Origin of the sequence: Lacrimispora sanguinis (assembly GCF_044987295.1) — a bacterium.
In the GTDB taxonomy this organism is placed as follows: Bacteria; Bacillota; Clostridia; order Lachnospirales; family Lachnospiraceae; genus Lacrimispora; species Lacrimispora celerecrescens_B.
In genome coordinates, this window is record NZ_CP173277.1 from 2,946,554 (window position 1) to 2,960,819 (window position 14,266).

Below are 14,266 nucleotides of genomic sequence, written 5' to 3' on the forward strand. Positions count from 1 at the left end.
AAGAATGTGCCTTTATTATGCACAGGAGAAAAAGAAATGTCAACTGTTTTTTATTAGAAATACTGTATACTTAATTTTTATGACTTTTTGAAAATAAGAATCCTTCTATCACTTTATTGTCATTTTCAACAATTTTTTTCATTTTTTTACTTATATCGCAGCATAAATCACAAAATTTCAGCACCAAAACATTGACGTTATCCTACCTGGATGATAAAATAATATTAGTTTAATTTTTTAAACCAAAGGAGGAATCCACTGATGCATGCCGAGGATTTTAATGAACTTTTCCGGAATTGCATGCCTATCTTTATTGCTCTGGGGGACGAAGTCCGGCTGGCCATTATTGAGGGTCTCGCCTGCATAAGTCTTTATGATGATCTGGGAAACGACGTAACAGACATCAGGGCTAGCTTGAGCATAAAGCCCTCACAGGGAATGAATGTAAAGGAAATCACGGAAATGACCCGGTTGTCCCGCCCTGCCATTTCCCATCATTTAAAGATTTTAAAAGAAGCAGGTCTTGTGAATGTCCGTCAGGAGGGGACAGCTAATTATTACTATCTGACCATAAGCGACAGTACAAAAAAACTTTGCTCCCTGGGAAAGTATTTGCAGGAGCTAATGAACCAAGTTTCATAATTATAAAAGATATACAGGTAATAAATGAATAAAGTACCATTTTCCAGACATACTGAATTTATAGCATTCGGTAAAAATTATAAAATCTGGAGATGATAAAATGAAAGGTCTTTTAAAAAAACATCTGGTACTATCAGAGGAAGAGCGAAATTTAAGGCGTGAGATTGAGCGTTCCAAAACCGCCATTGATTCCGCCAGAAACCACTTTGAACAAGTGGTTGATCCTACACTTATTGATTGTTATATTTATGAACTTAACGCGGCACAGCTGCGTTACCAGTTCCTTCTGCGCCGCTTTAAAAGCCGGGAGGTATAAACTATTATAATCTGGAGGATAAGTATATGAGCAAGTGGTATGAAAGGGGAGCTTTTTATCACATATATCCCCTGGGGCTTGTGGGCGCTCCGAAAGAGAACAGAGAATCTTCTGTTACAGACCGATTTGGGCAGCTTTGTGAGTGGATTTCCCATATCCGGTCTCTGGGGTGTAACGCGATCTACATCGGGCCACTGTTTGAATCCTCTACCCATGGGTACGATACCCGTGATTACCGGATGGTGGATCGCCGCCTTGGTGATAAGGAAGGTTTTCAGGAGTTTGTATCCCGCTGCCACAAAGCGGGAATCAAGGTGGTTGTAGACGGCGTTTTCAACCATACAGGGCGGGATTTTTTTGCATTTCAAGATATCTTAAACCATGGGGCGAGTTCTCCCTACAGGGACTGGTACCGGGGAATCAATTTTTCCTGCTGCAGTCCCTTGGGAGATTCCTTTGGATATGAAGCATGGCAGGGGCATTTTGAACTTCCTTGCCTTAATCTTTTTAATCCCGCTGTCAAGCAGTATCTTTTTGATACAATAAAGTTCTGGATCCACACCTTTGACATTGACGGAATACGTCTTGACTGTGCTAATGTACTGGACTTTGGGTTTATGAAAGAACTGCGGCAAAATTCAGCAGGAGTGAAGGAAGACTTCTGGCTCATGGGGGAAGTAATCCATGGGGAATATGGCAGATGGGTCAATCAGGACATCCTGCATTCTGTCACCAACTACGAACTACATAAAAGCATTTATTCAGGTCATAATGATCATAACTATTTTGAGATTGCACACAATGTAAAGAGGCTGGAATCCATTGGTTCCCAGCTTTATACCTTTGTGGACAATCATGACGAAAACAGGATTGCAAGTAAACTTAATAATCTACAGCATCTCTATCCTGTCTACACCCTGTTATTCACTCTTCCCGGAATTCCCTCCATCTATTATGGCAGTGAATTTGGGATGGAGGGCAAACGGACCAATACGGATGACTCTATGCTGCGCCCTATGGTCTCCATTTCCGAAATAAAGGAGCTATCCTGCCCGCTTGAGGACTTTATCAGTAAGCTAGGTCATATCCACGAACAAAACCCGGAGTTTCATGGAGGCCGGTACCAGGAGCTTCTTCTCACCAACCGTCAGTATGCCTTTGCACGGTTTCACGAGAATCAGGCCATCATCACTGCTGTCAACAATGACGAATCTGACGCATTTGCCCAGGTACCCTGTCCTTGTGAGGGAAACACGGCTGTCAATCTTCTGAACGATGAAGTGTTTCCAGTAATTGACCATAAAATCGGATTGACCATACCCGCAAATCGGGGTATTATCTTAAAGATCATGGAGGGATGAGCGAATGGAAAGTGGAAGAAATGAAATCGGAATGGGTTTTATCACAGAGGTTGACCGATACCTTTATAACAATGGAAGGCATTACGAAATCTACGAAAAGCTGGGCGCACATCCGGAAAACTATGAAGGAATCGATGGGATGTATTTTGCAGTGTGGGCACCTCATGGAAGCCAGGTCAGCGTAGTAGGAGACTTTAACGGCTGGGATCCAGAGGCAAATCCCATGACACTGCTTGCAGATTCCGGAATCTGGGAAGCCTTTGTTTCTGGTTTAAGCGTTGGGGAACTGTATAAATATGCGATCACCACCAGGAGCGGTAAGATCCTTTTTAAAGCAGATCCTTACGCATTCCAATCAGAATATCGTCCTCAGACCGCCTCAGTTACCGCTGACCTTTCGGGATTTCAGTGGAAGGACCTAACCTGGATGGAAAAACGGAAAACCAAAGATCCTTTTAATGACCCCATCAGCATTTATGAGGTACATTTAGGCTCCTGGCGGAAGAAAAACAGGGATGAAAAGGATGGTTTTTATACTTATATCGAAGCGGCACACGAACTGGCAGATTACATTCTGGAAATGGGTTATACCCATGTGGAGCTGATGGGAATTGCAGAGCATCCCTATGACGGTTCCTGGGGATATCAGGTAACAGGATATTTTGCTCCTACCTCCCGGTATGGTACTCCAGGGGAATTTATGTATTTCGTTAATTACATGCACAAAAAAGGGATTGGAGTCATCCTTGACTGGGTTCCGGCCCATTTTCCAAAAGATGCTCATGGCCTGGCAGACTTTGACGGAGAAGCCTGTTACGAATATCCGGACCCCCGGAAAGGGGAACACCCGGATTGGGGAACTAAGGTCTTTGATTACAGTAAATATGAGGTAGATAATTTCCTTATTGCCAATGCCCTTTACTGGGTAGATAAATTCCATATTGACGGGCTTCGGGTGGATGCGGTCGCTTCCATGCTTTATCTGGATTATGGAAGAGATAACGGGGAATGGGTACCAAACCAGTACGGTGGAAATGAGAATCTGGAGGCAATAGAGTTTTTTAAGCATTTAAACAGCGTCATTAAAAAACGGGGTAACGGAGCCATGGTCATTGCCGAGGAATCTACCGTCTGGCCAAAGGTTACCGGAAATCAGGAAGAGGGAGGCCTTGGCTTTACCTTTAAATGGAATATGGGCTGGATGCATGATTTTCTGGAGTATATGAAGCTGGATCCTTATTTCCGCAAATACAACCACCACAAAATGACATTTGGCCTTACATATTTTACAAGTGAAAATTATATACTGGTATTATCCCATGATGAGGTGGTGCATTTGAAATGTTCCATGATCAACAAAATGCCGGGACTTCTGGAAGATAAATTTGCTAATTTAAAATTGGGATATACGTTTATGCTGGGTCATCCCGGTAAAAAACTGCTGTTCATGGGACAGGACTTTGGGCAGTTCCATGAATGGGATGAAAAGACCGCCCTGGACTGGTATCTGTCTGAGGAACCTTTAGGCAAGAGCCTTAAGGATTATGTCAGAGATCTTCTGCACCTGTATAAAAAATATCCGGCACTTTATGAAAAGGACTATGACTGGGAAGGCTTCTACTGGATCAATGCGGATGACAAGGAACGCAGCATTTTCAGTTTTATCAGGTACAGCAAGGATAAAAAGCGCAGCCTGCTGTTTGTCTTTAATTTCACTCCTGTAGCCCGTCCAGATTACCGGGTAGGAGTACCGAAGCGGGGAACTTATACTCTTTTATTAGACCAGGATCATGGACTGTACAAACGGGGAGAAAAAGCGCCTTCTATCCGCTCTGAAAAAATGGAATGGGACGGACAGGAGTACTCCTTTCCTTACCAAATTCCGGCTTATGGCGCGGCTGTTTTCCGCTTTTAAGTTTGCAGCATATTCAGTAATTTTTTCCTGATAAATCTAAAAACAAGCTATACTTTTTATGGATTTTGTAGTAAAATATAAGTACAGAATCACTACATAACGGTTCAGACTAATGGTTGGATGGAAGGAGAGATTCGTATGGCAGCACAATTAATTGCTACAACTGCAACAAAAAAGGTCTTTCGTGATGGAGAGAAAGCGATCAAGGTTTTCAACGCTGATTTCCCAAAGGCAGATGTATTGAACGAAGCATTGATTACAGCCCGTGTGGAAGAAGTCGGCGGTATCAATGTTCCCAAAGTTCTAGAGGTTGGCGTTTTCGAGGGAAAGTGGTCCATTACCTTTGATTTCATTGAAGGCAAGACTCTCCAACAGCTCATGGATGAAAATCCTGATAAATTACCGGAATACATGGAGAATATGGTAGATCTTCATTTGAGTATTCTGTCAAAGCAGTGCCCGCTTCTTAATAAGCTAAAAGATAAGATGTCACGACAGATTCTGGATACGGAAGAATTAGAGGATGTGACCAGATACGATATGCGGACACAGCTGGACAGTATGCCTAAACATACAAAATTATGCCATGGAGATTTTAATCCCAGCAATATTGTGGTAACGTCTGACGGAACCATGTATGTTCTGGACTGGGTACACGCGACCCAGGGAAATGCCAGCGCGGATGTGGCAAGAACTTACCTGCTTTTCTGTCTGCAGGACCAGAATAAGGCAGATATGTATATGAACCTGTTTTGCAAGAAGACCGGAACTGCAAAGAAATATGTGCAGACCTGGCTTCCCATGGTTGCTGCTGCCCAGCTTTCAAAGAAAAGACCGGAAGAGGCGGAATTGCTGCAACAGTGGGCCACTGTTTGTGATTATCAGTAAATTTACAACATAAAGAACAAAATGCGTCTTGAGAGGGCATTCCCCCTCAAGACGCATTTTTACGTACTTTTTTCAATTCTTTCGTAAATCAATCTTTCAGCATTCTGTCCGGCACCCTAAATCGTTTCTGTTTCATCCGTTTCCGCTTCATTCGTATCTGTCTCATTCGTTCCTGACATGGTATCGTGTTCTTTCTTAAGTTCAAGATACAGGTCATAGAATTTCCAGTTACAGTTAGTATCTGTAATGACCGCTTTTAAATCGATTTTAGGAACTCCGGCCCGCCTTAAGTTTAAGAGCAGTTCGTCAATCCGGCGGTTTGAAAAATTTTTCATTACCAGGATTTCCTCTTCCACATAAGGGCACTCCTCCTGCTCCATTTCTTCAAAGCCGTCAAAACCTGCCAGATATCCAACGGTCTGGTTCACCTGTTCCGGGGAAATATTTTTAATCCGAATCCCCATACGAACAAGAACTGCTTTCAGCTTTGCGGCCTTTGTATTATTTCCGCTCTGCCTGTCCTTTTCGGGCTGATAATACAGGATCATTTCTTTTCTCGCTGCCATTCTCTATTCCTCCTGCTTTGTTTTATAACAGACGTCCCCTCAGCTCTTTTCCGCTAAAGGCGCTTAAATATGCCGGAGCAACATCAAGCACGGTTTTGCATCCGCTCTGGCCTTCTTGATTCAAGCGATAAGCGGCTCTTGCATAAGCTGTCAGAACGGAGGCTGTAAATTCCGGATTGGAATCCAGCTTTAAGCTGTATTCGATCACATGGCTGTTCTCATCCTCCCAGCCTGTATTCCCGGTCCTTATGACAAACCCACCATGGGGAATTCCCCTGTGATCCCGATGAAGTTCCTCTTCGCTTATAAAATGAACCGTAGTATCATAATCCGCAAAATAATTGGGCATTGATATAATCTCTTCCCTGATCCGGTCTAAATCTGCATTCTCTTCTGCCACCACAAAACACTCGCGGGTATGTTTCTCTCTGGTGGTCAGTTCTGGGTTTTTCCCGCTGCGGACCGCCTCAAGGGCTTCTTCAACCGGAATGGTATACTGTCTGGCATCCTTAACACCTTCTATCCTGCGGATCGCATCGGAATGGCCCTGGCTTACGCCCCTGCCCCAGAACGTATAATCATGGCCGCCTGGCAAAATGGACTCTCCATACAGACGGTTTAAGGAAAACATGCCCGGATCCCAGCCAACGGATATGATCCCAACCTTGTTTCCTTCCTTTGCCGCCTCATCCACTGCTTCAAAATGCTGAGGGATCCGTGCATGGGTGTCAAAGCTGTCCACCACGTTGAAATGCCTGGCTAGAAGGGGAGTCTGTACCGGAAGATCTACGGCGCTTCCTCCGCAGAGGATCATCACGTCAATGGAATCCTTTTTTGAAATGGCTTCCTCCATGGGATACACGTTTACGCCCGGAGTAAGAAGGGTTATTGATTCCGGATCTCTTCTGGTAAATACGGCAGAAAGCTCAAGATCCGGGTTATGGCGGATGGCACATTCCACCCCTTTACCCAGATTTCCGTAGCCTGCAATACCTATTTTAATTGTCATATTATTATCTACCTTTCCAAAATTATTACTTTTTATTATAACCCCAAAAAGAGCCCCGTGTAAATCCTGTATTTAAGTTGAGTCTCCATGCAAAAATCCGCAGGCAGAGTCACCCCTGCCTGCGGATTAAAAGACTTATTAAGCAAATGCCGTAACCTCCGGCATCTCCAATGCCGTAGTCTCATACTTATCCAGAATGACCTTCTGGATCATATCACGGGTGTCGGAATTAATGGGATGTGCAATATCCCGGTATTCCCCATCAGCAGCCTTGCGGCTTGGCATAGCAATAAATAGCCCCTTCTCCCCTTCGATTACCTTGATATCATGAATAACAAATTCATTATCAAGTGTAATGGATACAATTGCTTTCATCTTTCCTTCTTTTTCGATACGTCTAACCCTCACGTCTGTAATCTGCATGTCAAGCATTCCCCCGCATTTCCTTATAATGTGTATCTTTCGTTTTTTTCTAGGACAATTTTTATATTGTCCGGTGTTCCGATATGGGTGGTATTTGCCCGGATTGTATCCCGGCTCTCCACAATACAATTTTCAATAACCGTATTATCACCTATGTAAACATCATTTAAAATAATGGAATTTTTAATGACGCAGTTATTGCCTACATATGCCTTTTTAAACAGAACAGAATTTTCAACCACTCCATTGACAATGCTGCCGCTGGATATCAAACTGTTCTTAACCATGGCTCCCGGATTATACTTTGCCGGAGGCAAATCATCTATTTTAGAATAAACATCCGGGTACTGGCGGAAGAAATAATCCCTTACTTCTGATTTCAGAAAATCCATGTTGGTCTTATAGTAAGATTCAACAGAAGCGATATTCCTCCAGTAAGTGTTCATCTTATAGGCGTAAATCCGTTTTAGATTCCGGTAACGTATCAGAATATCATTCACGAAATCATAACGGTCTTCCATGGCGCAGCGCTCAATGAGCTCAATCAGCTGCCGTCTGCGTATGACATAAATACCGCAGGATACGAAATTAGAAGATGCAACCATAGGCTTTTCTTCAAAGTCCGTAATCCTTCCGTCTTCATTGGTTCTCACCAGACCGAATCGAGTAATATCCTCTCCAACTGGAAGTTCCGTACATACGACGGTAATATCAGCCTTTTTCTCAATATGATATTCCAGAACTTTTCCATAATCCAGCTTATAGATGCCGTCACCTGCCGCAATGACCACATAGGGTTCATGGCTGTTTTTTAAGAATGTAAGGTTTTGGAAAAGTGCATCTGCAGTTCCCCGGTACCAGTCACTGCTTTCTGCGGTTATGGTTGGTGTGAATACAAACAATCCCCCCTGCTTTCTTCCAAAATCCCACCATTTGGAAGAGCTTAAATGCAGATGAAGCGATCTGGAATTATACTGAGTTAAAACCGCTACGTTCTGAATATGGGAATTTGTCATATTGCTGAGGGCAAAATCAATGCTGCGGTAATTGCCTGCAATGGGCATGGCCGAGATCGCCCTTTTATTAGATAGCTCCCGCATTCTCTTACTGTTTCCGCCTGCTAATACAATTCCTATCGCTCTCATCGTATACCACCTGCCTTTATGATGTAGTCTCCGCCAGCCAGCTCACCATCAGCATAATCTTCTGCTGTTGTCTCACCGACTATTGCCGTATTCTTACCCACCTTCACATTTTCCGGTATGGTTGAATTCTCACCGACTGTCACCAGATCGGACTGATAGACCTTGGGATCATATTTGCTGGGAGCAAATTCCCCGAAACCAAGCTCAGAGTTCGCACCTATCTTCACATTCTCAGCGATAATGGCCTTCTGGACCTTAACATTCTCTTCCAGTACGCATTCCCTCATAATGATGGAGTCCTTAATCACGGCTCCCTTTTTAATGGTAACGCCAGCACCAATAACGGAATTGTGGACTTCTCCGCAGATTTCTGAACCTTCTCCGATGATGCTTCTGTCTATGACAGCCTCTTCCGACACATATTGAGGCGGTATGATGTCGCTCTTTGTATAGATCTTCCAGTACTCCTCGTAGAGGTTAAATTCCGGAATGATATCAATCAGCTCCATGTTGGCTTCCCAGTATGAGCTTAAGGTTCCAACATCCTTCCAGTAACCATTGTATTCGTAGGCAAATACCCGGTCCCCTGCCTCGAAGCAGTATGGAATGATATGCTTTCCAAAATCACAGCCCGGAACATCAGACATCTTGATAAGTGCCTCTCTTAATACTTTCCAGCTAAATATGTAGATACCCATGGATGCCAGATTGCTTCTTGGATTTACCGGTTTCTCTTCAAATTCCGTGATACGGTTGCTCTCATCGGTTATAAGGATTCCAAAACGGCTGGCTTCCTCAATCGGCACCGGCATAGCAGCAATGGTGATATCAGCATTATTCGCTTTATGGTATTCCAGCATGACCTCATAATCCATCTTATAGATATGGTCCCCTGACAATATGAGGACATAGTCCGGATTGTAAGTTTCCATATATTCGAGGTTCTGATAGATGGCATTTGCCGTTCCAGTATACCAATCACTGCCCTTGCTCTTTTCATAGGGAGGTAGGATCGTGACGCCGCCAACGTTCCGGTCCAAGTCCCATGGGATGCCGATCCCGATATGGGTATTTAAGCGCAATGGCTGATACTGAGTCAGAACTCCCACGGTATCTACACCTGAGTTGATGCAGTTACTGAGTGGGAAATCAATTATACGGTACTTGCCGCCAAATGATACTGCTGGTTTGGCCACTTTTTGCGTTAACACGCCTAACCGGCTTCCCTGCCCGCCTGCCAAAAGCATGGCAATCATTTCTTTCTTGATCACGTTATCACCTCTCGCTGTTGTAATTTTATTGTACTAGCATTATAACACATATTCAGAAAATAGTGAACAAAATTTTGAATTATTAGGATAATTTTTTGTGCATTTTCCGACATTTTTCATGCTTTTTTCGATTCTTTTACATTTTAAGTCATATCTTGCGTTTTTACACCCTTCCCCCTTGAATCAATGCTCGAAATACAGTATAATCTTACTAAGTATGCGAACATGTAAAAGGAGAAGCCACTATGGATTTAATCACTGTAAGACAAATATATAAAGACAAAGAATCACTTCTTAACACTCAGGTTACGATCGGAGGCTGGGTGAGAAGTTTACGAGATTCCAAATCATTTGGATTCATTGTTTTAAATGACGGAACTTATTTTGAAACACTTCAGATCGTCTATCATGACACGATGGAAAATTTCTCTGAAATATCCAAACTAAATGTAGGAACAGCTGTCATCGTCACCGGTACTCTGGTGCCCACTCCTGATGCAAAACAGCCTTTTGAGATTCAGGCGGATAACATTATTGTTGAAGGAACTTCTACACCGGACTATCCTCTTCAGAAAAAGCGCCATTCCTTTGAATATTTAAGAACCATTTCCCATCTGCGTCCCAGAACCAATACCTTCCAGGCTGTTTTCCGCGTACGTTCTCTGATCGCTTATGCCATTCACCAGTTCTTCCAGGAAAGGGACTTTGTGTATGTACACACTCCAATCATCACCGGAAGCGACTGTGAGGGAGCCGGTGAGATGTTCCAGGTAACTACCATGGATTTAACAGATATTCCAAAGACTAAAGAAGGAGCTGTGGATTTCAGCCAGGATTTCTTTGGAAAGCCTACCAACTTAACCGTAAGCGGACAGCTCAATGCGGAAACTTACGCTATGGCATTCCGCAATGTTTATACCTTTGGACCTACATTCCGTGCAGAAAACTCCAATACCACACGCCATGCGGCAGAGTTCTGGATGATCGAGCCGGAGATGGCCTTTGCCGATTTGGATGACGATATGGAGCTGGCGGAAGCCATGCTTAAATATGTGATCCGTTTCGTCCTGGAGCACGCACCGGAAGAAATGAATTTCTTCAATCAGTTTGTGGACAAGGGGCTGCTTGATCGCTTAAACCATGTTCTGAATTCTGAATTTGCCCGTGTGACTTACACCGAGGCCATAGAGCTATTAGAAAAGCACAATGAGGAATTTGACTATAAGGTATTCTGGGGCTGTGACTTACAGACCGAGCATGAGCGCTATTTAACCGAGCAGCTCTATAAGAAGCCTGTATTTGTAACAGACTATCCGAAGGAGATTAAGGCCTTCTACATGAAGCTGAATCCGGATAACAAGACCGTGGCTGCCGTAGACTGCCTGGTTCCAGGAATCGGCGAAATTATCGGAGGAAGCCAAAGAGAGGACAATTATGACAAGCTTGTGGCACGTATGGACGAGCTTGGCCTTGAGAAAGAGGATTACGATTTCTACCTTGACTTAAGAAAATACGGATCTACCCGCCATGCAGGCTTTGGCCTTGGCTTTGAGCGCTGCGTGATGTATCTTACCGGAATGGGCAACATCCGTGACGTAGTTCCATTCCCAAGAACTGTCAACAACTGCGAGCTTTAAGCCTGTATCACAAATTCCCTTCCAAAACGGCAGGGAATTTGTGGTTTCAGTTCAGCCATGCAGAGGACCAGCGAGGTAATGATAATGAAATTCATACATATTGCAGATGTTCACTGGGGCATGAGCCCGGACAGCGACAAGCCATGGAGTAAGGAACGGTATCAGGACATCAAGGACACCTTCGCAAAGGCGGTCAGCCAGGCAAAGGCCCTGGAAGCCAACTGCCTCTTTATTTCCGGAGACTTATTTCACCGCCAGCCCCTGGCCAGAGATTTGAAAGAAGTAAACTTTCTTTTTTCCACCATACCGGATGTCCACGTGGTCATCATTGCCGGTAACCATGACCGCATCCGGAGCAACTCTGCCCTTCTAAGCTTTACCTGGGCTCCCAATGTATCTTATCTCATGGGAGGGGAGCTGGAAAGCGTTTACTTTAAGGACATTAATACCGAGGTTTACGGTTTCAGTTACCACTCAGCAGAAATCCCGGAAAACCGTCTTGATCATTTAAAAGTGCCCAACAACGGGCGCATCCATGTCCTTCTTGGTCATGGGGGTGATGCCAACCACATCCCCTTTGACAAAGGCGCCATGTCCAATCTGGACTTTTCCTACATCGCCATGGGGCACATCCACCGGCCGGAGATCCTGCTGGAAAACCGTATGGCATTTGCCGGCTCCTTAGAGCCGTTAGATAAAACGGAAGCCGGTCAGCACGGCATGATGGTGGGGGAGATCAACGAGGTGACCCGCATGGTGACTTCCTTAAAGTTCATTCCCCTTGCAAGGCTCCAGTATATCTCCCTGGCAGTTAATGTAACTACTGCCACTACCAATACGGAACTTGCCATGAAAATCACCCAGGAAATCCAGAACCGGGGATCGGAAAACATATTCCGGTTTCGAATCCGCGGCATGAGGGACCCTGACATTTCCTTTGACCTAGAGATGCTTTCCACCCGTTTTAAGATCATGGAAATCATTGACGAATCGGAACCTCAGTATGATTTTCCCGCATTGTTTGCCGAACACCCCAGCGATATGATCGGTTTCTTTATCCAGGCCCTTCAGAAGCCGGAGATGAGCCCGGTAGAAAAAAAGGCCCTTCATTACGGCATCAACGCATTGCTTCGTACAACGGACGAAAGGAGCTGACCCCATGAAAATAATTGATATCTATATCAATGGCTTTGGGAAATTCCATGGCAGAAACCTTACCTTCCAGGATGGGTTAAACATTGTATATGGGAAAAATGAGGCCGGAAAATCCACCATCCATACGTTCATCCGGGGTATGCTTTTTGGCATTGAACGCCAGAGAGGCCGTGCATCCCGGAATGATCTTTACACAAAATTCGAGCCTTGGGAAAACAGCGGCACTTATGAGGGACAGATACGGCTGGAGCATAAGGATCACATCTACCGGATCGAGCGCACCTTCCAGAAAAATAAAAAAGAGTTTAAGATCGTAGATGAAACCGCCGGACGGGAAATAGAGCCGACGAAGGCATTTTTAGATGACTTATTATGCGGCTTAAGCGAATCCGCATACATTAACACCGTCAGCATCGGCCAGCTAAAAAGTGCTACCGACGAAGGCATGGTTTCCGAACTTAAAAATTACATAGCCAACTTAAACACTACGGGAAATCTGGCCCTTAACATCACGAAAGCTGCTGCCTTTTTAAAGTCACAGAAAAAAGAGCTGGAATCCCAGATGGTTCCGGAAGCAGCCCGGACTTATACCTCATTATTAAGCGAAATCCGTAACACGGAGAAAGAAATCTCATCTCCGGAATATGAAAATCAGATTCAGGAATACCATAAGCTTCGCTCTCATATCAGGGTATCCATGGAGGAACAGCAAAAGGAAAAGGAAGAACTCCTTCAAAAGGCTGCAAGGGGCAGGCAGGTACTGAACAGCAACCAGTTTTCTGATCAGGCGTCCATTAACGCCTGCCAGGCTAAGGCTCAGGAAAATTATGACGAATATATGGAAGCTCAGGCGGCCTGCAATAAAAAACCTCGGAAGATCCTTTCCGTCCTTTCCCTGATCATTGCTACCTTGCTTTTATGTGGAACAGGAGTGCTTTATTATCTTGGGGAAGCAAATTATTTCACCGCTTATTATGGACTTGACCTCCTCCTTTTGCTGGGCATCTTTGTCGGAACTGCCACGATTTTCTACCTGATTGGCCTGATTCTGTTTTTACGGCTGAGGCACAGCCAAAAGGACATGGAAATGAGCGCCAAGATCCTACAGGAGATCCTATCCAGACATTTGGGAAATACCGAGATATCTTCAGACGCAATCCGTGCATTCCAGACGAAGATGGCAGAATTCACCCGCTTATGCTCGGCCGTAGCCAAATCGGAAGCCGTTATCGCTCAGAAAGCCAAGGAAATTGAGGAGCTTTCAAAAAAGCAGGAAAACTGTGGAGATTCTATTGAAAAACAGCAGAAAAGCCAGTGGGAGCTTGAGAAAAAGCTGGAGCATCTATCAAGCTGTAAAACCCAGGCTGAAGGACTGAAACACATCCTGGCAGAGAACGACCGGATCCGGGAAGAAATATCTGCCATTGACTTAGCAATGGAAACCATGACCAGTCTCTCCTCCTCTATCCGGGATTCCTTTGGCCTATATTTAAATAAAACAGCTTCTGACCTTATTGCCGGGATCACGGGCGGTATCTATACCAGCATGAGTGTCGATGAGAACTTAAATGTATTTTTGAATACAAAAACCAAGCTGGTACCCTTAGAGCAAGTCAGTAGCGGTACCATGGACCAGGTTTATCTGGCCCTTCGATTGGCGGCCGCCACCCTAATTCAAGAGGGCAGCGAGCGGATGCCATTCATATTTGATGATAGTTTTGTACTATATGATGATGACAGGCTTCGGACTGCATTAAGATGGCTTGTGAATTCTTACTCCGACCAGGTTATTATCTTCACCTGCCATCAGAGAGAGGCTCAGATGCTGACAGCAAACCTGATCCCCTATCACCTGATCGAAATTTAATCTCATACTATGTTCCAATAAAAAAGACTGTTGTGACGGCTCTGGGGCCTCATGACAGTCTTTTTACTATA

Annotated in this window: 13 protein-coding genes; 8 read left to right on the forward strand and 5 right to left on the reverse strand. The window is 44.4% G+C overall.

The window, feature by feature from the left end:
* The first annotated feature begins 261 nt into the window (after positions 1–261).
* The 5 genes from ACHZES_RS13700 to ACHZES_RS13720 all read left to right on the forward strand — a co-directional run bounded on the left by ACHZES_RS13700 (position 262) and on the right by ACHZES_RS13720 (position 5,122).
* Positions 262–642 (forward strand): helix-turn-helix transcriptional regulator, encoded by a 381-nt coding sequence (locus ACHZES_RS13700; RefSeq protein WP_051835319.1) that lies wholly within the window; start codon positions 262–264, stop codon positions 640–642.
* A gap of 100 nt (positions 643–742) precedes the next feature.
* Complete coding sequence (locus ACHZES_RS13705; RefSeq protein ID WP_038283975.1) at positions 743–958, forward strand: YaaL family protein; 216 nt, start codon at positions 743–745, stop codon at positions 956–958.
* Between the two features lie 26 nt (positions 959–984).
* Positions 985–2,319: an alpha-amylase family glycosyl hydrolase gene (locus ACHZES_RS13710; protein WP_395549227.1), complete on the forward strand. Its 1,335-nt coding sequence runs from the start codon at positions 985–987 to the stop codon at positions 2,317–2,319.
* Positions 2,320–2,323: 4 nt separating this feature from the next.
* Positions 2,324–4,234, forward strand: a complete 1,911-nt coding sequence (gene glgB / locus ACHZES_RS13715) for a 1,4-alpha-glucan branching protein GlgB (RefSeq protein WP_395549226.1) — start codon at positions 2,324–2,326, stop codon at positions 4,232–4,234.
* A 138-nt stretch (positions 4,235–4,372) separates the two neighbouring features.
* Entirely contained in the window at positions 4,373–5,122 is a 750-nt protein-coding gene (locus ACHZES_RS13720; protein ID WP_038283978.1) for a phosphotransferase family protein, read from the forward strand.
* 116 nt (positions 5,123–5,238) lie between these two features.
* Here ACHZES_RS13720 and ACHZES_RS13725 read toward each other — a convergent pair whose 3' ends face one another.
* The 5 genes from ACHZES_RS13725 to ACHZES_RS13745 form a co-directional block, all read right to left on the reverse strand.
* Positions 5,239–5,688, reverse strand: a complete 450-nt coding sequence (locus ACHZES_RS13725; RefSeq protein WP_154526808.1) for a DUF3783 domain-containing protein — start codon at positions 5,686–5,688, stop codon at positions 5,239–5,241.
* Positions 5,689–5,710: 22 nt separating this feature from the next.
* A complete protein-coding gene (locus ACHZES_RS13730; protein WP_154526810.1) occupies positions 5,711–6,697 on the reverse strand; it encodes a diaminopimelate dehydrogenase in 987 nt (328 codons plus the stop codon).
* A gap of 138 nt (positions 6,698–6,835) precedes the next feature.
* Entirely contained in the window at positions 6,836–7,120 is a 285-nt protein-coding gene (spoVG, locus tag ACHZES_RS13735) for a septation regulator SpoVG (RefSeq protein ID WP_025230774.1), read from the reverse strand.
* 23 nt (positions 7,121–7,143) lie between these two features.
* Positions 7,144–8,265 (reverse strand): glucose-1-phosphate adenylyltransferase subunit GlgD, encoded by a 1,122-nt coding sequence (glgD, locus tag ACHZES_RS13740; protein WP_038283981.1) that lies wholly within the window; start codon positions 8,263–8,265, stop codon positions 7,144–7,146.
* On the reverse strand, positions 8,262–9,536 hold the full coding sequence (locus tag ACHZES_RS13745) for a glucose-1-phosphate adenylyltransferase (protein WP_038283982.1): 1,275 nt from the start codon (positions 9,534–9,536) through the stop codon (positions 8,262–8,264). The genes glgD and ACHZES_RS13745 overlap by 4 nt, the downstream gene beginning before the upstream one ends.
* 245 nt (positions 9,537–9,781) lie before the next feature.
* Here ACHZES_RS13745 and asnS point away from each other — a divergent pair, with 245 nt between their 5' ends.
* The 3 genes from asnS to ACHZES_RS13760 all read left to right on the forward strand — a co-directional run bounded on the left by asnS (position 9,782) and on the right by ACHZES_RS13760 (position 14,195).
* Positions 9,782–11,173 (forward strand): asparagine--tRNA ligase, encoded by a 1,392-nt coding sequence (asnS, locus tag ACHZES_RS13750; RefSeq protein WP_038283984.1) that lies wholly within the window; start codon positions 9,782–9,784, stop codon positions 11,171–11,173.
* An 84-nt stretch (positions 11,174–11,257) separates the two neighbouring features.
* A complete protein-coding gene (locus tag ACHZES_RS13755; RefSeq protein WP_395549225.1) occupies positions 11,258–12,328 on the forward strand; it encodes an exonuclease SbcCD subunit D in 1,071 nt (356 codons plus the stop codon).
* Positions 12,329–12,332: 4 nt separating this feature from the next.
* Entirely contained in the window at positions 12,333–14,195 is a 1,863-nt protein-coding gene (locus ACHZES_RS13760; RefSeq protein ID WP_395549224.1) for an ATP-binding protein, read from the forward strand.
* Positions 14,196–14,266: the final 71 nt, after the last annotated feature.